Source organism: Ruania zhangjianzhongii (assembly GCF_008000995.1).
Lineage (GTDB): Bacteria > Actinomycetota > Actinomycetes > Actinomycetales > Beutenbergiaceae > Ruania > Ruania zhangjianzhongii.
Genome location: NZ_CP042828.1, coordinates 348,691 through 366,703, shown reverse-complemented (window position 1 = coordinate 366,703; position 18,013 = coordinate 348,691). Strand labels below are relative to the sequence as shown.

At 69.9% G+C, this 18,013-nt stretch carries 20 protein-coding genes; 7 read left to right on the top strand and 13 right to left on the bottom strand.

The annotated features are described in order from the left end of the window. Positions 1 to 23 precede the first annotated feature (23 nt). From FU260_RS01910 to FU260_RS01885, 6 genes are all read right to left on the bottom strand, one after another. Positions 24 to 1,067, bottom strand: coding sequence for a LacI family DNA-binding transcriptional regulator (locus FU260_RS01910; RefSeq protein ID WP_147915528.1), 1,044 nt, complete (start codon positions 1,065 to 1,067; stop codon positions 24 to 26). 64 nt (positions 1,068 to 1,131) lie between these two features. After that, positions 1,132 to 2,082, bottom strand: a complete 951-nt coding sequence (locus tag FU260_RS01905) for a ribokinase (RefSeq protein ID WP_235912147.1) — start codon at positions 2,080 to 2,082, stop codon at positions 1,132 to 1,134. Continuing rightward, on the bottom strand, positions 2,079 to 2,939 hold the full coding sequence (locus FU260_RS01900; protein WP_147915527.1) for a carbohydrate ABC transporter permease: 861 nt from the start codon (positions 2,937 to 2,939) through the stop codon (positions 2,079 to 2,081). The genes FU260_RS01905 and FU260_RS01900 overlap by 4 nt, the downstream gene beginning before the upstream one ends. Further along, the gene (locus FU260_RS01895) at positions 2,936 to 3,904 is read right to left on the bottom strand and encodes a carbohydrate ABC transporter permease (protein WP_147915526.1); all 969 of its coding nucleotides are present in this window, start codon (positions 3,902 to 3,904) and stop codon (positions 2,936 to 2,938) included. Before FU260_RS01895 ends, FU260_RS01900 begins: the two co-directional genes overlap by 4 nt. A gap of 16 nt (positions 3,905 to 3,920) precedes the next feature. Then, complete coding sequence (locus FU260_RS01890) at positions 3,921 to 5,243, bottom strand: ABC transporter substrate-binding protein (protein ID WP_235912146.1); 1,323 nt, start codon at positions 5,241 to 5,243, stop codon at positions 3,921 to 3,923. A 122-nt stretch (positions 5,244 to 5,365) separates the two neighbouring features. Further along, positions 5,366 to 6,316: a nucleoside hydrolase gene (locus FU260_RS01885; RefSeq protein ID WP_147915525.1), complete on the bottom strand. Its 951-nt coding sequence runs from the start codon at positions 6,314 to 6,316 to the stop codon at positions 5,366 to 5,368. A gap of 129 nt (positions 6,317 to 6,445) precedes the next feature. On the opposite strand from FU260_RS01885, the gene FU260_RS01880 reads away from it, so the two are divergent. After that, positions 6,446 to 7,288 (top strand): beta-phosphoglucomutase family hydrolase, encoded by an 843-nt coding sequence (locus FU260_RS01880; RefSeq protein ID WP_147915524.1) that lies wholly within the window; start codon positions 6,446 to 6,448, stop codon positions 7,286 to 7,288. Continuing rightward, positions 7,285 to 9,705, top strand: a complete 2,421-nt coding sequence (locus FU260_RS01875) for a glycoside hydrolase family 65 protein (RefSeq protein WP_147915523.1) — start codon at positions 7,285 to 7,287, stop codon at positions 9,703 to 9,705. The genes FU260_RS01880 and FU260_RS01875 overlap by 4 nt, the downstream gene beginning before the upstream one ends. A gap of 66 nt (positions 9,706 to 9,771) precedes the next feature. Here the strand turns inward: FU260_RS01875 and FU260_RS01870 are convergent, their stop codons facing one another. After that, positions 9,772 to 10,563 carry a hypothetical protein gene (locus FU260_RS01870; RefSeq protein WP_147915522.1) on the bottom strand — a complete coding sequence of 264 codons (792 nt, stop codon included), beginning with the start codon at positions 10,561 to 10,563 and terminating at the stop codon, positions 9,772 to 9,774. Positions 10,564 to 10,637: 74 nt separating this feature from the next. Further along, positions 10,638 to 11,351 (bottom strand): hypothetical protein, encoded by a 714-nt coding sequence (locus tag FU260_RS01865; protein WP_147915521.1) that lies wholly within the window; start codon positions 11,349 to 11,351, stop codon positions 10,638 to 10,640. A 271-nt stretch (positions 11,352 to 11,622) separates the two neighbouring features. On the opposite strand from FU260_RS01865, the gene FU260_RS01860 reads away from it, so the two are divergent. Beyond that, positions 11,623 to 12,006, top strand: coding sequence for a hypothetical protein (locus FU260_RS01860; RefSeq protein WP_147915520.1), 384 nt, complete (start codon positions 11,623 to 11,625; stop codon positions 12,004 to 12,006). Between the two features lie 37 nt (positions 12,007 to 12,043). Beyond that, the gene (locus tag FU260_RS01855) at positions 12,044 to 12,448 is read left to right on the top strand and encodes a hypothetical protein (protein WP_147915519.1); all 405 of its coding nucleotides are present in this window, start codon (positions 12,044 to 12,046) and stop codon (positions 12,446 to 12,448) included. A gap of 51 nt (positions 12,449 to 12,499) precedes the next feature. Here the strand turns inward: FU260_RS01855 and FU260_RS01850 are convergent, their stop codons facing one another. The 3 genes from FU260_RS01850 to FU260_RS23440 form a co-directional block, all read right to left on the bottom strand. Beyond that, positions 12,500 to 13,357, bottom strand: coding sequence for a hypothetical protein (locus FU260_RS01850; RefSeq protein ID WP_147915518.1), 858 nt, complete (start codon positions 13,355 to 13,357; stop codon positions 12,500 to 12,502). A gap of 87 nt (positions 13,358 to 13,444) precedes the next feature. Then, entirely contained in the window at positions 13,445 to 13,987 is a 543-nt protein-coding gene (locus FU260_RS01845) for a DUF421 domain-containing protein (RefSeq protein ID WP_147915517.1), read from the bottom strand. A gap of 11 nt (positions 13,988 to 13,998) precedes the next feature. Then, a complete protein-coding gene (locus FU260_RS23440) occupies positions 13,999 to 14,151 on the bottom strand; it encodes a hypothetical protein (protein WP_168211606.1) in 153 nt (50 codons plus the stop codon). Between the two features lie 109 nt (positions 14,152 to 14,260). Between FU260_RS23440 and FU260_RS01840 the strand changes: the two genes are divergently transcribed. The 3 genes from FU260_RS01840 (at position 14,261) to FU260_RS01830 (ending at position 15,983) form a co-directional block, all read left to right on the top strand. Continuing rightward, positions 14,261 to 14,740, top strand: a complete 480-nt coding sequence (locus FU260_RS01840; protein ID WP_147915516.1) for an SRPBCC family protein — start codon at positions 14,261 to 14,263, stop codon at positions 14,738 to 14,740. Continuing rightward, positions 14,724 to 14,903, top strand: coding sequence for a hypothetical protein (locus tag FU260_RS01835; RefSeq protein WP_235912145.1), 180 nt, complete (start codon positions 14,724 to 14,726; stop codon positions 14,901 to 14,903). The genes FU260_RS01840 and FU260_RS01835 overlap by 17 nt, the downstream gene beginning before the upstream one ends. 132 nt (positions 14,904 to 15,035) lie before the next feature. Next, entirely contained in the window at positions 15,036 to 15,983 is a 948-nt protein-coding gene (locus tag FU260_RS01830; protein WP_147915515.1) for a type IV toxin-antitoxin system AbiEi family antitoxin domain-containing protein, read from the top strand. 93 nt (positions 15,984 to 16,076) lie between these two features. Here FU260_RS01830 and FU260_RS01825 read toward each other — a convergent pair whose 3' ends face one another. Both FU260_RS01825 and FU260_RS01820 read right to left on the bottom strand, forming a co-directional pair. Further along, the gene (locus FU260_RS01825) at positions 16,077 to 16,898 is read right to left on the bottom strand and encodes a CPBP family intramembrane glutamic endopeptidase (protein WP_235912144.1); all 822 of its coding nucleotides are present in this window, start codon (positions 16,896 to 16,898) and stop codon (positions 16,077 to 16,079) included. A 112-nt stretch (positions 16,899 to 17,010) separates the two neighbouring features. Beyond that, the gene (locus tag FU260_RS01820) at positions 17,011 to 17,985 is read right to left on the bottom strand and encodes an LLM class flavin-dependent oxidoreductase (RefSeq protein WP_147915514.1); all 975 of its coding nucleotides are present in this window, start codon (positions 17,983 to 17,985) and stop codon (positions 17,011 to 17,013) included. Positions 17,986 to 18,013 lie beyond the last annotated feature (28 nt).

Here is an 18,013-nt window from a genome sequence, read left to right as displayed (position 1 = left end):
CCGGCAGGCGATCCTGAATGCTGCTAGCCGACCGGCGTGGAACAGCCGCAGCTCTGCCCGATCACCAGGTTTCCCTTCAGCGCCTCGTGCATCGGCGCGAGCGTCGGGTCGTGGATCCGCTCCAGCAAAGCCCCGACGGCGAGCAGCGCCATGTCCACGACCGGCTGGCGAAGACTGGTCAGCGGTGGGTTGGCGTACCGACCGGAAGCAGTGCCGTCGAAGCTCACGATCGCGATGTCTTCCGGCACTCGCAGACCGCGGTCCCGGCAGGCGAGGATCACCCCGAGCGCCTGGGAGTCGGAGGCGACGAACAGGGCGGTCGGCATCGGCACCCCGGAGGCACCGCGCCGCGAGTCCGGACCCAGCAGTGCCCAGGCGGCCGCGTACCCACCGGATTCGGAGAACTCCGCATGCTCCACCAACGCTGGTCGATGATCTCCGCCGTGACGCTCCTGCTGCTCCCGCCACCCGCGTACACGCTCGTCGGACAGCGGCACCGGCCACGGACCGGCGATGCAGCCGATCACGCGATGCCCGTGTCCCTGCAGGTGTTCGGTGGCCAGCCGTGCGCCGTGGGCATTGTCCACATGGACCCGCGAGAACGTGGGCGTATCGTCCTGACCCACCCGGTCCATCACCAGCACCGGGAGCTCTGGTGCCTGCAGCTCCCTGAGGGTGGTGACCGCCTGCGCGGAGGTGAGGATGATCCCGTCCACCCGCCGGTCGACGAAGGAGCGCAGGTACAGCCGCTCCCGCGAGATGTCGTCGTCGGTGATGCCCACGGACAGCGTGTTGCCGCGGTTGAACAGCTCGCGCACCAGCGCCTCGGAAAGCTCCGCGAAGAACGGGTTGCCCGGGCTGGGGGTGAGTAGCCCGATCGACCGGGTCATCCCACCGCGCAGGGCAGCCGCAATACGATTCGGCCGATAGCCCAGCTCGTCGATCGCCGCTTCCACCCGCAACCGGGTCTGGGCGGCCACCGGTCGCGGCCCGCCGTTGATCACGTACGAGACCACGGCCGGGGACACCCCGGCCAGGGTCGCGACCTCGGCACGTGTCACCGCCATCGCATCTCCCTCGTGCCGCGCCCGCTCACCCGTGGCCTGAACGTACCAATGCCCCCGGTGGCCGTCACCCGGATAGGCGAGGGGCTCCCACCGCGGTCAGATCGGCGGCCATGGCATAGGAGGACTGGGCCCCCTCGCGGGTGACGGCGAACGTACCAGCCGCCACCCCGAGCTCCACCGCGTCGGCGAGTGCGGCGCCCTGGGCGAGACGGACGGCGAGCGCCCCCACGAAGGCGTCTCCCGCACCCGTGGTGTCCACCACCTCGGCTGGAACGGGTGCAACCACGGTTCCTCCGCCGTCGGCATCTGCCCACACCGCACCCTGTGCACCCAACGTGATCACCACGGACCGCACCGCACGACGCAGCTTCTCCGCGCCCTTCCGGGCAGCGTCCACCGAGTCCACCGGCGCCTCGAGCAGTGCGCTCGCCTCCGACTCGTTGACCACGAGCGGGTCGCACACTGCGAGCACCTCGCTCGGGAGCCGGACGAACGGGGCGAGGTTCAGCACCGCACGCGCACCGATCTGGCCAGCGGTACGCACCGCCGTCCTGATGATCCGGGGGTCGATCTCTGCTTGCAGCACCACGAGCGACTCCGGCTCGGCCCGCCGCACCACGCGCGCTACCCGGGTCTCGGTGAGCGCGAAGTTCGCCCCGGGCACGACGATGATGGAGTTCTCGCCGAACCGGTCCACCGCCACGATCGCCAGACCGGTGTTCTGCCTGCTGATGATCTCCACGTCGGCACTGTCCACCCCTTCAGCGCGAAGCTCGCGCAGCAGCATCGCGCCGTCGTCATCGTCGCCCACGCAACCGACGAACGCGACGGTGCCGCCGAGTCGAGCCGCGGCCACAGCCTGGTTCGCGCCCTTCCCTCCCGGAGCCTTGCGCAGACCGCCAGCGAGCACGGTCTGCCCGGGTGCCGGTGCACTCTCCACCCGCACCAGATAGTCGATATTGGCGGAGCCGATCACCGTCACCGGTGCCGCCCTCTTGCCCGACCGTCGCGTCACTTCTCTCCCGTCGCCAGAGCCAGGCCGCCGAACGACCGCTGCAGGATGAACATGGTCAGTGCCGGCACCAGTGAGAGGAGCACTGCGCCGGCAAAGTTCTCCCCGAAGTTGAACTCGTGCTCCCCGAACGTGCGCGCGAGTGCGACGGGCGCCACCTGGAGCCGCGCTTCGGAGACCACCAGGAGCGGCCACAGGTAGGCCGTCCACTGACCGAGGAAGATCAGCAGCGCCGAGTTCGCCAGTGCGGTGCCGCCCAGCGGGGTGTACACCGAGGCCAGCACCCGAGGCTCCGAGGCCCCGTCGATCGTGGCCGCCTCCCGGTAGGAGGTCGGGATGGACAGGAAGTACTGCCGCAGGTTGAAGATCGCCAGACCGTTGCCGATCCCGGGCAGCACCAGACCCATGATGGTGTTCGTCAGCCCCCACCCGGTGAACAGCTGGGACAGCGGGATCGCGATCGCGTCGAAGGGCACCATGAAGCTGATCACCACGAACGCGAACACCACCGAGCGACCGGGAAACTGCAGCACCGCCAACGCATAGGCAGCCGTGGCACTCATCACCAGTCCGAGGGCGACGGTGAGGAAGCAGACCAGCAACGAGACCCCCATCGCTCGCCCGAACGGCCCGGTCAGCAACGCGATGTAGTTGTCCAGGCTCACCGAGCTGGGGATGAGGATCCGCCAGCTCAGCGGTGAGATCGAGCTGAAGATCTCCGCGCTGGGGCGCAGCGAACCGACCAGGAGCCACACCGCCGGCAGGATGAAGATCATCGCGACGAGGACCGCGCCGATGGTCAGCAGCGGGGAGCGCCGCTCCAGTCGGCTGCGGCGCCGCAGTGATGCGGGGGCGCTCATCGCTTCCTCCTCGTCGGTCGGTCCTCGCGGAGCAGGCGGAACTGCAGCGCGACGAACGCCAGCATGATCACCGTCAGGATCATCACCTCGGCCGCTCCGAGGTTCTTGCTGGAGTAGGTGTAGGTGGTCCGGTAGGCGTTGAACATCTGCATCGTGGTGCTGTTCTGCGGTCCGCCGTTGGTGAGCATCTGGATCGGCACGAAGAGGACGAAGTTCGCCACCGTGTCGGCGACCAGCACGAACAGCAGCGGTCGCTTCAACAGCGGGATGGTGATGGAGAAGAACGTGCGGATCGTACCGGCACGGTCCAGCTTGGCTGCCTCCAGGTACTCGTCCGGGATGGACTGCAGCCCGGAGACCAGGAACAGCATCCAGTAGCCGATCCCGATCCAGGAGATCACCACCATGATCGAGGCCATCGCCTGGGACGGAGAGGTGAGGAACGGCTGCGGGTTGCCGCCCAGTGCAGCGAGGATCGCGTTGATCGGGCCGTCCTGGCGGAAGGCGATACCCCAGACGATCGACGAGCCGACGATCGGCACCGTGGCCGGCACGAACACCAGCATCCGCCACAGGTTGGGGGCGACGATCTTGCGGGTCAGCAGTACGGAGATGATCAGCGCGATCGCTACCTGCAACGGGTTGATGATCACGTTGAAGACGATCGTGCGGATGACCGTGTCCCGGAACATGTCGTTGCCGAAGAGCTCGGAGTAGTTCGCCAGACCGCTGAACTCGGCGGCCAGCACACCACCAGGAAACCCCTGGTGGAGACTCGAGACGGCTGCGCTGACCGTCGGGGCGATCCGCATCGAGACGATCGCGATCAGCGCCGGGAGGAGGAACACCGCCGCCCAGAACAGCTCCTTGGTGCGCCGCCGGGATCGTCTCCGGCCGAGCCCGCCACCCGCACCCCGGCGCTGAGTGGCCGGGGTGCGGGCAGCGGCGCGAGCCTGCACGCTCATAGTGCTCGCCTTCGTTCTACTGGTACTTGGCCCAGGCGGTGGTCAGTTCATCGGTGGCCGAGGCCAGCGCGGTCGCCGGATCGGCACCGTTGGCGATGTCGGAGAAGGCCCGCCCGAGGATCTCCTCGAACTCCACATAGCCGACGGTCTGCAACCGCGGCACACCGGTGTTCGCCGTCTCGTAGTCGATGATCGCTGCGGCGTCCTGACCGGCATCCGAGCTGAAGATGTCCCGGGCGAAGTACGCTTCCTTGCCCTCCGGGGTGGCCGGCAGCTCGGGTGCCTCGAGGAACAGGGCGTAACCGCCGCCGTCATCGATCGCCATCCAGCGCATGAAGACGGCGGCTGCCTCCTTGTCATCGCTGAACGGGCTCATCGCCAGCGACCAGGATCCGGTCGGGGTCACGGGGTCACCACCGTCGAAGGAGGGATGAGCGGCCACGCCCCACTCGAAGTCGGCTTCGGCGAGGCTGGGCACCAGCCAGTTGCCCTGCACCATGTAGGCGGTGCTGCCGGTGAGGAACTCGTCGCTGGACTGCTCCGGGGTGACGCCCGTGGGGTGCAGCCCGTCGGTGAACAGAGACTGGTAGAAGGCCATCGAGTCCACCCAGGCGTCAGAGGTGATGTCCGGGGTCAGGTTGCCCTCCCCGGTCCCTCCGGCGGAGCCACCCATCGACACCGGCAGCGGTTCGAGCTGGTAGTACCGGTGCATCTGACCGAACATGAATCCGTTCTCGGCCCCACCGTCGACGGCCTCCTGGGCGCGGTCGTGCAACTCCTCCCAGGTCATCCGCTCCTCCGGATTCGCAGAGGGCAGCTCGGCACCGGTCTGCTCGAGCAGGTCCACGTTGTAGTAGAGCAGCTGGGTGGAGTTGGCGATCGGCAGCGACCAGAGCCGGTCCTCGAACGAGCTCGACTCCAGCGGAGCGCTGTCGAAGGCGTCGGTGAGCTCGGCGAACTGGTCGGTGAGGTCCTCCGTGTAGCCACGCGAGGACAGCGCGGCGATCCGCGGCTGATCCGCCCAGTAGACGTCCGGGTTACCGTCCTGGTTGCCGATCCGCGCGTCCAGCACCGAGTTGAGCTGGTCGAACGGCACCGACTCGTAGGCGATCGTGATGTCCGGATGGGCCTCGTGGAAGGCGTCGATGACGGGCTGGACGATCTCCGTGTCCTGGTGGCCGAGCACCTGCACGGTCGCCGTGGGGTCCTCGTCGGGGATGCTCCAGTCACCGCCTTCAGCGGACCCGCCGGAGCTCTCCGATCCGGAGCAGGCGGCGGTGAGGGCGAGGGCAGCCACGCCGATCAGGGCGGCTGCGGGGCGTAGGTGGCGCATGGTCATGTCCTTTCCTGACTTCTCTGTCATTGCGGGGGTTCCGCTGGGGTAGAACGGGTCGGCGGGAATAGGGCGCGAGCCCGACGGCGGTCAGGACCGGGCGAGGCCGCCAGGGCGTGGCCAGGCGTTCAGTAGGCGGCGATGTGGTCGAGGAAGTAGTCCATGAAGGCCTCGACCTGGACGTCGACGGCGATCTGGGCATTCGGGGCCGGGGCGTCGGTCCGGGACTGCAGGTCGGCGATGGCCACCCCTCGGCCGGCGGGTTCAGCAGTGAGGACGTCGACGTGCGCGTCCTGCCAGGTCAGCAGCTCGGGCCGGGAGAGCGCGGCGACGGCGAGCGGATCGTGCATCGCGCAGGAGTCGCCCCCTTCCACCTCGGCCGGGCGATCCCGGCTCAACCGGTCCAACCACGCGATCGTGCAGTCACCGGCGAACGCCCCGAAGGCTCGCCCGCTCGCGGCCATCCGCCTGGCATGCTCACGGGTCAGCCGCACCCGCGTGGTGACATCCAGACCGATCAGCCGGACCGGCGCACCGCTGTGCAGCACGGCACGGGCCGCGTGCGGGTCGACCCACCAGTTGAACTCACCCGGCATGTCAGCGACCTGGGTGTGACCGAGGAAGACCCCGCCCATCACCACGATCTCCTTGACCGCCCGGGCCACAGCAGGCTCCATCGCGATCGCCAGCGCCACGTTGGTCAACGGTCCGATCGCCACGATCGTGATCTCACCCGGGGCGTCCAGCACGCGCCGGGCGATCTCCGCCGCGGCGAAGCCCGGCGTGGCCTGGTGGTGTCCGAAGGCGGTACGCACCGCTTCGGGCGCACCGCGCCTCTTCTCTGGTTCCAGCATCGGCGCAGCCGCTCCTCGCACCACCGGGATGTCCGACCGCCCCAGCCGCTGCAGCAGCTCCAGGCTCAGGTAGGTACCGGACTCGACGTCGATATTGCCGTTCACGCTGGTGACCAGCTCCACCTGGAAGACGTCGTCGGCAAGCAGCAGCGCGAGCGCGAAACCGTCGTCGATCTCCGATCCCGGAGCGCCCATCGCCATATCGGTGTCCAGAATGACTCGCATCGGCCAAACCCCTTCGTTCAACTCGTGTTGACCATATGCTACACGTGTTGATCGTGTCTCTCAACACCGATCGACGACGCGCGCACCGCTTTTGACTGCCCACACCCCTGGGGGACTAGCGTCGTGCCCATGATCTCGCCCACCCCGAACGCCCTGCGCGCTCTCGGCCTTCCGCCGTCGATCCGGGCTTGCCTGTTCGACCTCGACGGCGTGATCACCCAGACCGCCTCGCTGCACTTCGCCGCGTGGAAGCACACCTTCGATGCGATCCTGGCCGACCTCGGCCAAGCCGCGTTCACCAGCGCCGACTACGCGGCGCACGTGGACGGCCGCCGCCGCTACGACGGCGTCCGCACCTTCCTGCAGTCCCGGGGGATCAGCCGCCCGGAGGGCACCCCCCAGGACCCGCCGGAAGCGGACACGATCTGTGGGATCGGGAACCGGAAGAACGCCGACGTGCAGCGAATCCTCGCCGAGGACGGGGTGGAGACGTTCCCCGGCACGGTGCGTTACCTGGCCGCAGTCCGGGAAGCGGGCCTGGCCACGGCGATCGTCACCGCCTCCGCCAACGGCCAGGCCGTGGTCGAGTCCGCGGGCCTGGCGGCGGAGTTCGACGCTCGGATCGACGGCGTCGTCGCCGCTGAGCACAACCTGCCCGGTAAGCCCGCGCCGGACACCTTCTTGGCCGGCGCGGCAGAGCTCGGTGTGGACCCGAGCGCGGCCGTGGTGATCGAGGACGCGATCGCCGGGGTGCAGGCCGGCCACGCCGGAGCGTTCGGGTACGTGATCGGCGTGGACCGGCTCGACCATGCCGAGGCGCTGGCGGCGGCCGGCGCGGACGTCGTGGTGACCGACCTCGCCGACCTGCTCAGCGACCAGGTCGGTTCCACGCTCTCCCGCCCACCGACCGGCGTGCCCGGACCTCCGGCAGACCACGACGAACCCGCCGCCAACCCCGAGGAGGACCAGTGAGCAACGGTCACGGTCAGCACACCAGCGGCGAGAGCGGCGATACCACCGAGTACGCCGATCACCGCCGCGGCTACGAGATCCACCCCTGGAAGCTCGTCCGGAACGGCTTGTCGCTGGGCGAGCTGGCAGCGAGCGAGTCGCTGTTCACCCTCGCGAACGGGCACATCGGCCTGCGCGGCACTCTCGAGGAGGGTGAACCCCGGGCGGTGCCCGGCACCTACATCAACGGGTTCTACGAGCAGCGTCCGCTCCCGCACGCCGAGGCCGGTTACGGCTTCCCGGAGTCCGGCGAGACCGTGGTGAACGTGACCGACGGGAAGATCATCCGACTGTTCGTCGGCGACTCCCCGTTCGACCTGCGCTACGGGCACACGCTCGAGCACGAGCGCACCCTGGACCTGCGCAGCGGCACCCTGGACCGGTACACCGAGTGGGTCTCCCCGAGCGGCACCCCGGTCCGGGTCACCTCCCGCCGGCTGGTCTCCCTGGTGCACCGGTCGCTGGCCGCGATCAGCTACGAGGTGGAACCGCTCGAGGACGATGTCTACGTGGCGCTGTACTCGGACCTGCTCGCCAACGAGCAGGCCGGCAGCCCGTCCTCGGACCCGCGCGATGCCGCCGTGCTGGAGCGGCCGCTGAAGTCGGAGGCCTCGGCGGCCCGCGGACAGCAGGCGGTGCTGATGCACCGCACCCGCCGGTCCAAGCTGCGGATGGCTGCCGGGATGGACCACGTGCTCGAGGTGCCGCCGGGGGCGAACACCACGATCGAGTCGAACGGGGACCTGGCCCGGTTCACCGTGACCGCGCAGATCCCGCGGGGACAGAAGCTGCGGCTGGTGAAGTACCTCGCCTACGGCTGGTCCCACCGGCGCTCCTCCCCCGCGCTGCGGGACCAGGTGGAGGCCGCCCTCGCCGTCGGCAAGCTGATCGGCTGGGACGAGCTGCTCGAGCAGCAGCGTGCCTACCTGGACGAGTTCTGGTCCAGCGCTGACGTGCAGATCGAGGGCGACCCGGGGATGCAGCAGGCGCTGCGGGTGTCCATGTTCCACGTGCTGCAGTGCGCGGCCCGTTCCGAGGGTCAGGGCATCGCTGCCAAGGGCCTCAGCGGTGTGGGCTATGACGGACACACCTTCTGGGACGCCGAGGCGTTCGCGCTGCCGATGCTCACCTACACCGCCCCCTCCGCGGCCCGGGACCACCTGGCGTGGCGGATGGACACTTTGCCGCAGGCGCGCGACCGGGCCACCGAGCTCGGCCTGGCGGGGGCGGCGTTCCCGTGGCGGACGATCACCGGCAAGGAGTGCTCCGGGTACTGGCCCGCAGGTACGGCGGCGTTCCATGTGAACTCGGCGATCGCCGACGCGGTCTCCCGATACGTGGCCGCCAGCGGGGACGCCCAGTTCGACACCGAGGTCGGTACCGAGATCCTGGTGGAGACCGCGCGGCTGTGGATCAGCCTGGGCCACTACGACGACGGGTCCTTCCACATCGACGGCGTCACCGGACCGGACGAGTACACCGCGATCGTGGACGACAACGTGTACACGAACGCGATGGCTCAGGCCAACCTGCGCGCGGCGGATGCGGCCTGCGGGCGCTATCCGGCGAAGGAGGTCAGGCTCGGCGTCACCGCTGAGGAACGGTCGGCCTGGCGGGACGCGGCCGATGCGATGATCCTCCCGTTCGACGAGTACCTCGGCGTGCACGCACAGTCCGAGGACTTCACCGCCCAGGACGAGTGGGACTTCGCACGCACCGCGGCCGAGCACTACCCGCTGCTGCTGAACTACCCGTACTTCCAGATCTACCGCAAGCAGGTGATCAAGCAGGCCGACCTGGTGATGGCGATGCACCTGCGTGGTGACGTGTTCACCGATGAGCAGAAGGCCAAGAACTTCGCCTACTACGAGGCCCGCACCGTGCGGGACTCCTCACTGTCGGCCACCACCCAGGCGATCCTCGCGGCAGAGACCGGGCACCTGCAGCTGGCGTACGACTACTGGGCCGAAGGCGCGCTGGTGGACCTGGGCGATCTGCACGGGAACGTGGACGACGGCCTGCACATCGCGGCGATGGGTGGTGCCTGGCTGGTGGCGGTGGCCGGATTCGGCGGGATGCGCGATCACGGTGGCACCCTCACGTTCGCTCCGCGGCTGCCGGCCGAGCTGAACCGGCTCCGGTTCCATGTCCGGATCGGCGAGGCAGTGCTCGCGGTCGACATCACCCGCACCGAGGGGCAGGTCACGGCCGGCTATGAGCTGGTCCAGGGCGAGGAGCTGACCACTACCCACCACGGCGAGCCCGTGCAGGTGCGTTCCGGTGAGCCGGTCCGGATGGCGGTGCCGGCGGTTCCCGAGGTGGAGCCGGTGCACCAGCCCGCCGGGCGGGCACCGGTGCGGCGGGTGCCGCAGGCCTAGCGGTCAACACACCCGCCCGACGGCGGAGCGCACCGGGCCCGGGCACGGCCCCTGGCGCTGGGGTGCTCAGGTGCAGGTGGGCAGCCCGGGCGGCATCACCTCGAGGCGTAGTGCGTCGATATCGTCGCCGGCGACGTAGTCGAACACGTCCCGGGCGTCCTGCCCGGTGAGCTCTCCGCACCGTTCCCCGGCTGGGATCATGTCCGCGCGCGACGGGCCGGGCCAGTCGGTCGGCAAGTCCGCCTCCGGGCCGGAGATGATCACCTGCACCGTCTCCACGGCGAGCAGGTCACCTTCTGCCGGTGCCTCGTCCAGTGCCGCGATGACCCCTTTGAGCACCTCGCGGCCGGCTTCGTCGGACCGGCTGAGGTCGCTGCCTTCCTCCTGACCGAGCGCGTACGCCGTGGCGGTCGTGGGCCGGTCGCCGCCGTAGTAGGTCACGATCGTGCTCGCGCGGTCGGTGATCTGCGGACTGCCCAGGCGCTGGTCCTCGTCCAGCTCCTCGGCGGCCAGCCCGGCGACCGCCTCCAACTGGCAGGAACCCAGGTACGCCGGCTGCCACTGCCGTGCCGCCGGCGGCGTCGGTGCCATCATCGGCGGGGCCAGCGCGTTCAGCCCGCTCTCCTCCTCACCGGCCAGCGTGAGCACCCAGCCGTCGGCGTACAGCACCGTGGTGAGCAGACTGGTGCCGGTGGCATTACCCGCGGTGAGCAGCACCTCCGCCGAGCCCGGCTCCCCCGGTGGTGGGGAACCGTTGTCGCTGCAGTCGGCGGTCGGGTCCACGGGCCCGGGGCTGCACGCACTCAGACCGAGAGCCAGGAGCGCCCCGGTCAGCACGGCAGCAGCAGATCGTCGCATGCCGATGATGCTAGACAGCCCGGGCACCACGCCGCTTGCTCCGCGGTGGGCAGTTCTTCCCTCGCGACGCTGGGTCAGTCGCACGCGGACTGCCCCGGTGCGACCACTGTGACACGCAACCAGCCGACGTCGGCGTGGGTGCGCTCGCCCAGGTACTCGTACACGTCCAGGGCTTGCTGGCCGGTGAGCTCACCGCAGCCGTCGTCGCCGAGAAGCTCGGCCAGCGGCGGTCCGGGCCACCCTTCGGGTTCGGGCTCGCCTACTTCGCCGTTGACCCGCACGGTCTCCACCGGCAGGACGTCGCCGGTGACCGTCGCCTCGTCCAGGGCGGCGATCAAGGCCTTGAGCACCTCGCGGCCCTGCTGGTCCGCCCGGCTCAGATCGGAACTTTCGCTCCCGAGCGCGTAGGCGCTGCTACTCACCGGCTCCTCACCGCCGTAGTAGGTGATCGTGGTCGTGCTGGCATCGGTGACGATCGGGTCCCCCAGGTCTCCCTCGACGAGCTCCTCTGCGGCCAGCGCGTCCACCGCCTCCAGCTGGCAGCTGCCCAGGTAGGCGGGCTGCCAGCGATCGCCGGCTGGCGGGGCCGGTGCCATCAACGGCACCCGCATCGCGTTCGCCGCGCTCGCCTCGTCCTCGGCGGTGATGACCATCCAGCCGTCGGCGTAGAGGACGTACCCGCTGGAGGTCAGCAGCACCTCCGCCGAGCCGGGTTCACCGGCCGGCTGGCTGCCCGCATCGGTACAGTCCTCGGTCGGGTCGATCGGGGACGGACTGCACGCGGTCATCCCGGCGAGCACCGTCACTGCTGCCGCCCCGAGCGCGACCGCGCGGCCCAGTCTCGACCTCCCGTGTCTCCTCCTCGAACGGTCCCCCTGCAGTGTCGATCGACGGCGCACGGCCACTCCCTTCGTCATGGTCCGGTCAGCGTAAGGGTGCTGATCGCCGCGGAGCATCGGCGACGGTGGGCAGTTCTGTCCGATTCCGGCCCACGCGGTGGGGAGTTCTCCCCGTCAATGCCCGCCCGGACCAGTGTCCGCCCTGGCAGGGTGACTGCCCATGTCTTCCTACGACCCGCCGTCCTACAACCCGAATGCCTTCGTCGCTCCGCCGCCCGGAGGCGGGAACCGAAGCACCAACGTGCCCGGGCGGATCGCACTGATCGTCGGTGTGGCGCTGACGCTGCTCCAGCTGGCGCGGATCCTAGTCATCTGGTCGATGCCGATGGATGTGGGCGGTGGGTCCGACGGACTGTGGCGGGCCGTGGACCTCGGTTTCACCGTCGGCGAGGCCGTGCTGGCTGTGCTGGCGGTGATCACCGGCGCCGTGGGCCTCGCTGGCCGGCCGCGACCGCGCGGGGCTGCGGCAGCCGGTCTGGCACTCGGAACCTCCACCCTGCTGTTCCTGCTTCTGAATGTGACCATGCCCTTGATCTACCAGTGATGACGCTCGGTGCCCGGTGCTGGCACGATGAGCGGCTATGAGCACAGGCTTCGGACCCGATCCACACCACACCGGCTATGCAGCGACGGCGTACCAGCCCGGCGCCGGGAGGGGCAGGAATCCCGCCGGTCGGCTGGCGCTGGTGGCCGGGATCCTCGTGGTGCTGATCGGACTGGTCCAGCAGGTGCTCGCCCTGCTGCTGCCCTATCTGATGCACAGGTACGACCTGAGCGCCAGCGCGGTCTCGCTCCGGTTCAACCTGATCGGTGGAATCGTCACCACCGTCTTCGCTCTGGTGGCCCTGATCGCCGGTGGCATCGGGCTCAGTGGCACCGGCAAGCCCAAGGCGGCCGCCGGCGCCGGCCTCGCTCTAGGCGTGACCGCAGTCCTCAGCGTGCTGATGGCCCTGATCGCGCCGAGCATCATCACCGCGGTCGTCTGATCTCGCCGAGGCCTGCCTGCCCAGGGCAGCCGGCTCCCTGGCGAGCCTCACCTACCGACAGCCGGACACCCCGGGTGGCAACGCGCGAACTGTCAGCTCTGAGCTCGCCTCGCCCAACCCGGGCTCCTGCGCGAACTCGTACACCGCCGTCGCCGGATCCTCGGTAAGCACACCGCAGCCCTGCTCGCCGAGTAGCTCGGCGGGAGCCGGCCCAGGCCATTCGAAGCCCTCACCGACCTCGCCGGCGCCGTCCACCTGCACGCGGGAGACCGGGATCGTCTCACCGGTGCGGACCAGGTTGGCTTCGAGGAAGTGGGTCACCGCGGCCAGCCGCTCCCGCGCGCGCCGTTCGGACCACTCCAGGCCCTCGGTGTAGCCGGTGTCGAAGGCGTAGACCTCCACGGAAGCGCGGGAGGCACCGTTGTCGTAGCTGACGTAGGTCCAGGGGTTATCGGTGATCGACACTCTGCCGTACTCCGGTGACCCGAACAGGGCGTCGTCGGCGCGCTGGCGCAGCTCGGCCAGCGCACACGGCAGCAGGTACCCGCTACTCCAGGAGCCGGGCTGTTCAGTGTAGGGACCGCCCGCGTACTGGGGCAGTGGTCCAGCCGCAGCCAGTGCGTTCGTGCCGGTCTCCGCCTGCTGCTGCCCGTCCAGCAGCGCCACTGAGCCGTCGTCGTAGACCACCCAGGTCAGATCCCAGGCGCTGGCTCCCTCTGCGATCGTGAGCATCACCCGCGCCTCGCCCGGGGCGGATGTGGGCGCAGACTCACCCGGGCACTCCAGCGCCGGCTCCTCATCCAGGCCGAACAGCGAGCAGCCCGCGAGGGTGGTGGCCACCAGCGCGGCCGCCACGCCGGCGCCGACGATGCGCGCCCGCGCCCTCAGCTGTCCCAGCTTTCGACCCATACAGCACACACTATCGGGGCCGCCCTGGTGCGTGAGAGCGCCGGTGGCAGGGCAGTCTCGCGCACCGGGGTCGGGGCGGTCCGACGCTCAGCGCAGCAGTTCGCGGGGCACCAGCTCGCCGCCGCGGACGCCGTCGAGCAGGTTCTCCTCGATCCCGTCGCCGCGGCGCAGCACACTGATCGCGCCGGAGGGCTCGAACACGACGGCGGCCACCTCGCCGCGGTGCCGGATACCCGCCTGCCGGAGCCGGGACTGCAATTCGGCGAGCACCACGTGGCAATGCCGCATGTTCTCCTCGACCACCGCGGATCCAGCCATCAGCAGCACGGGCTCGGACACGATCAGCCGACCGCCGCGGCGCACGCTCCGGACCAGTCCGGCGACCGCTTGCATCGCCACCAGGGTGGCCAGGGAGAGGATGCCTGCGGCCAGTCGCGGTGCTTCACCGAGCGCTGCGCGGCCGAGGATCGAGCCGAACGCGATCACCGCCGCCACGTCGAAGCTGGACATGCTGGACAGCATCCGCTGCCCGACCAGCTTGATGATGATCACCATGGTCACGTACATCCCGGCGGTACCGAGCACCACGGCCAGGGCCTCGAGCGGGGTGACCCCCAGCAGTTCTCCCATCGTTCCTCTCCTCAGTCTCCGGGTACGGCGTCGTCAGGTGCGGGCGGGCCGTGGACAGCGCGGAGCGTAGGCAGCACCACGAACAGCACCGCGGCCGGCTCGGCCACCTGGGCGCCGGCCGCGATCGGCTCGCGCGCACACGCCGGAACGAGGGTAGTCCTCATTCGGCGGGTGGGACCGGCTGCTCGGCGCGGGAGCGGGTGGTGACCGCGGAGCCGAGGGTGGCACGGTGCGGCTGGTGACCGCGGGGGCGCGCGTGGCACCATCTTCCCCATGCCGGTGGTGAGTGCAGAGGTGACAGTTCCCGTGGATGCGCAGACCGCGTTCGCCCTCTCCCAGACCACCGGCGAGGTGCGGCTGCGCTGGGACCGGTTCGTCCGCCGTCAGCATTTCCTCGACGGCGCCACACACCCGGGCAAGGGCGTGCGCACCTTGACCGTGCACCGGTGGGGAGCGCGCATGGTCAGCGAGTACGTGTCCTACGCGCCGCCCCGCAACGTCGGGATGCGAATGGTCACCGGGCCGTGGTTCTTCGCGAAGATGGCCGGAGGCTGGCGCTTCGAGGAAGCCGGCCCAGGGCAGGCGCGGGCAGTGTGGAAGTACAACTTCTCCTGCCGGCCCAACTGGCTGGCCCCGCTCGCCGAGAAGATCGGCACCTGGGTACTCGGCCGGGAGATCCAGCGGCGGATCGACGGGTTCGCGGCGGGGTGCGCTGACCCGGTGGTGCTGGCGACGGTTGCCGACCGGGACTGATCTGCCGCAGGCACTCACCCAGTACGTGGACGCCTACGGCGGGCCGATCTGGAACGTGCAGCTCGCCGCCACCACACTCACCGTGATCCCGGTGCTGATCGTGTTCATCGCCGCCCAGCGGCAGTTCATCCAGGGGTTGGCGAGCACCGGGCTGAAGGGGTGATCACGGCGCTCTGCCTCGTGTGTGGGATTGCTGGGGCAATGACCCCAGCAATCCCACCCGCCAACTCGCTGGGTCGCACCGAGCCTGTGGATAGCCGGCACCGCAGCGCCGCCGGCACGGCAGGGTGGATACATGGACCTCTCCCGACTGGCGGCAGCGCAGTTCGGGATCGTCTCCCGCGCACAGGCCCTGGCGGAACGAAGCGCAGAGGCGGTCCGGTGGAAGCTGGCTCGTGGGTCGTGGCAGCGCGTGCATCCCGGTGTCTACGCGGTGCACGATCAGCCTCTCGGCTGGTTCGCCCGGGCCAGCGCCGCGCTGCTCTACTACGGCGACGATGCCGCCCTGTCGCTGGAGTCCGCAGCCTTCATACTCGGGCTGGCGTCCCGGCAGCCCCAGCTCGTGCACGTGGACGTCCCGGCCAACGCGGGGCGGCAGCGGCGACCGGCCACGCGGGTGCGGCGCCGGCATCGGCTGTTGACCGTCAGCCGCAGGGGCCTCCTGGTCACCGCGCCGGCCTTCACCGTGATCGACCTTGGCGATACCCCCACGGCTTCCCGGGAAGACGCGATCGCCACAGCAGCACGGGCCGTGCAGCGGCACAGGACCACCGCCGAGGAGCTCATGGCCGAGCTCGAGCAGCGGCGCAGCCATCGTCATCGGCGCGCGCTCGAACTCTCCCTCGGCATCGTGGCCGAAGGCGCCGAGAGCGTGCTCGAGGTCGACTTCGTCATCCGCGTGGTGCAAGCCCATGGGCTTCCCGAGATGCGGATGGCGGTCGCCGATCGGGCCGCAGGGCGGACCATCCGCCGCGACTTCGTCGATGCGGCCCACCGGCTCGTCGTCGAGGTCGATGGTCGCGCGGCGCACGAAGGTAGCCGGGGTGCAGACATCCGCCGTGACCGGGCGACCGCAGCGCGGGACGTCGTCACCCTCCGCGCGGAGTGGGTGGACGTCTACTACGCGGCCTGCCAGCTCGCGGCGGAGATCTTCGCGACCGCTCGTGGCCGTGGTTATCGCGGCGAGCTCTGGCCCTGTGGTCCCGGCTGCGAGGCGGCAAGATCTCTGCGCCGATCGGCCTGAGAAGTGGGTGCCCACACCCGGTCCCTGCGCTCGTGTGTGCGTTCACTGGGGTTATGGCCCCAGTTAACCCACTCGCGAGCCCGAAACCGGGAGTCACACCAGGAAGATCGGGATCCAGCCGGGATTGTGGGCGTGCACGATCGCCAGGAACACCATCACGTCGAAGAGCAGGTGCACGATCAGCACGTAGGTCAGCGACCCGGTCTTGGTGAAGATCCAGCCCTGCAGCAGCGCGAACGGTGCGGTGAGGAACGGCCCCCACTCCCGGTAGCCGAGCTCCCACAGGAACGAGACGAAGATCGTGGCCTGCAGCAGGTTCGCGGCCCACACCGGGAAGTGCCGGCGCAGCAGCGCGAAGCAGGTGCAGATGAAGAACAGTTCGTCCCAGGTGCCCACGAAGTTCACCCCGACGAAGAACCGGGCGAGCATGCTGCCGTCGGTGATGTACGGCCAGTTCAGGTAAGCACCGGAGGTGATGAAGTAGAACGGCAGGATCAGCCAGCCCAGCAGTGGCACCAGCACCAGGTAGCTGCGCTCGATCGGGGACCACTTCTTCCCGGTCCGCCACGGGAACCGGATCGCCCGCCGGCGGTAGACGAACCGGTCCACCAGCAGTGGCGTGGCCACGGCCAGCGCGAGCACGATCCCGATGGTGAAGAACCGGTCCCAGTGCACGTCCGCCTCCACCGACGTGGTGGACACGATCGCCACCCCGAGCCCGATCAGGGTCAGGTCCTTACCGAGCTCGCGGTCTCGCCACCAGGCCGCGGCGAGGCTCACCACCAGAAGGCCGTGCCCCCAGCCGGGCAGCATCAGGGCGAACAGCAGGAACGCACTCAGCGAGACGCCGATCGCCGGCAGCGCCGTGCCCCAGGACAGCCGGGGGGTCTCGGTCAGTGTGTCCGTGCCAGTCACCCCGCCATTGTGCCTTGCCGGAGCCGAGCGCCCCGGAGCAGAGCGCCCCGGTCCCGGCCGCCGGGGGCCAGATCACTCCGGACGAGGTCGCTCCGGACCGGGCTGCACCGAGTCAGATCGCTTCGGCGATGATCTCTGTGGCCCGGACCCGGTCGGCCACGTGGTCGGCGTGCAGGGCGATGATCAGCTCGTCGGCCCGGGCGTGCTCGGCGAACTCTCGCAGGTACGTGCCCACCTCCTCCTTGGTCCCGACCGCGGTGTACCGCATCATGTCCATCATCTGCCGGCCCTGCGGCGATGCGAGCACCGCATCCGCCTCCTCATCGGTGAGGGTGCGACCGGGCGGCAGGAGCAGCTGTACCCGGCGGCGCTGCGCAGCCAGGAACTGGTCCGCAGCCTGCTCGCCGGTATCCGTGGCGATCGCGCCCACGCCGGCGATCACGTACGGCTCGGCCAACTGCGCCGAGGGCTGGAACTCGCCACGGTAAGCGGCCACCGCAGCCTCCAGCGCCGCGGGAGCGAAGTGTGAGGCGAAGGCGTACGGCAGCCCCATCGCGGCAGCCAGCTTCGCCCCGAACAGCGAGGAGCCGAGGATGTACAGCGGCACATCGGTGCCCTTGCCCGGATAGGCGTTCACCCCCGGGAGCAACGACTCGCCGCGCAGGAAGGCCTGCAGCTCGAGCACATCGTCGGGGAAGGTGTCGGCGGCGCGGGCATCCCGGCGCAGCGCCCGCATGGTGGTCTGGTCGGTGCCCGGCGCGCGGCCCAGCCCGAGGTCGATCCGGCCCGGGTGCAGGCTCGCCAGCGTGCCGTACTGCTCGGCGATCATCAGCGGCGCATGGTTGGGCAGCATCACCCCGCCGGCGCCGAGCCGGATGCGCTCGGTGTGCGCGGCCACGTGCGCGATCAGCACACTCGTGGCCGAGGAGGCGATCGCGGGGGTGTTGTGGTGCTCGGCGTACCAGACCCGTTCAAAGCCGTTCGCCTCGGCGGCACGCGCCAGTGTCACGGTCCCGTTCAGCCCTTCCTGCACGGTCTCGTTGCGGCCGACGACGGCGAGGTCCAGCAGGGAGAGCACGGGCGTCATGGTCTGGGGTTTCCTCTCGAAACGGCGA

Bases quoted from the DNA above. Each gene is read 5' to 3' on its own strand.
- FU260_RS01865 (WP_147915521.1), bottom strand. From the start codon at position 11,351: ATGACCGCGTGCAGTCCGTCCCCGATCGACCCGACCGAGGACTGTACC.
- FU260_RS01830 (WP_147915515.1), top strand. From the start codon at position 15,036: ATGGACCTCTCCCGACTGGCGGCAGCGCAGTTCGGGATCGTCTCCCGC.
- FU260_RS01850 (WP_147915518.1), bottom strand. From the start codon at position 13,357: ATGGGTCGAAAGCTGGGACAGCTGAGGGCGCGGGCGCGCATCGTCGGC.
- FU260_RS01890 (WP_235912146.1), bottom strand. From the start codon at position 5,243: ATGACCATGCGCCACCTACGCCCCGCAGCCGCCCTGATCGGCGTGGCT.
- FU260_RS01845 (WP_147915517.1), bottom strand. From the start codon at position 13,987: ATGGGAGAACTGCTGGGGGTCACCCCGCTCGAGGCCCTGGCCGTGGTG.
- FU260_RS01885 (WP_147915525.1), bottom strand. From the start codon at position 6,316: ATGCGAGTCATTCTGGACACCGATATGGCGATGGGCGCTCCGGGATCG.
- FU260_RS01895 (WP_147915526.1), bottom strand. From the start codon at position 3,904: ATGAGCGTGCAGGCTCGCGCCGCTGCCCGCACCCCGGCCACTCAGCGC.
- FU260_RS01840 (WP_147915516.1), top strand. From the start codon at position 14,261: ATGCCGGTGGTGAGTGCAGAGGTGACAGTTCCCGTGGATGCGCAGACC.
- FU260_RS01860 (WP_147915520.1), top strand. From the start codon at position 11,623: ATGTCTTCCTACGACCCGCCGTCCTACAACCCGAATGCCTTCGTCGCT.
- FU260_RS01910 (WP_147915528.1), bottom strand. From the start codon at position 1,067: ATGGCGGTGACACGTGCCGAGGTCGCGACCCTGGCCGGGGTGTCCCCG.
- FU260_RS01900 (WP_147915527.1), bottom strand. From the start codon at position 2,939: ATGAGCGCCCCCGCATCACTGCGGCGCCGCAGCCGACTGGAGCGGCGC.
- FU260_RS01820 (WP_147915514.1), bottom strand. From the start codon at position 17,985: ATGACGCCCGTGCTCTCCCTGCTGGACCTCGCCGTCGTCGGCCGCAAC.
- FU260_RS01855 (WP_147915519.1), top strand. From the start codon at position 12,044: ATGAGCACAGGCTTCGGACCCGATCCACACCACACCGGCTATGCAGCG.
- FU260_RS01870 (WP_147915522.1), bottom strand. From the start codon at position 10,563: ATGCGACGATCTGCTGCTGCCGTGCTGACCGGGGCGCTCCTGGCTCTC.
- FU260_RS23440 (WP_168211606.1), bottom strand. From the start codon at position 14,151: ATGAGGACTACCCTCGTTCCGGCGTGTGCGCGCGAGCCGATCGCGGCC.
- FU260_RS01880 (WP_147915524.1), top strand. From the start codon at position 6,446: ATGATCTCGCCCACCCCGAACGCCCTGCGCGCTCTCGGCCTTCCGCCG.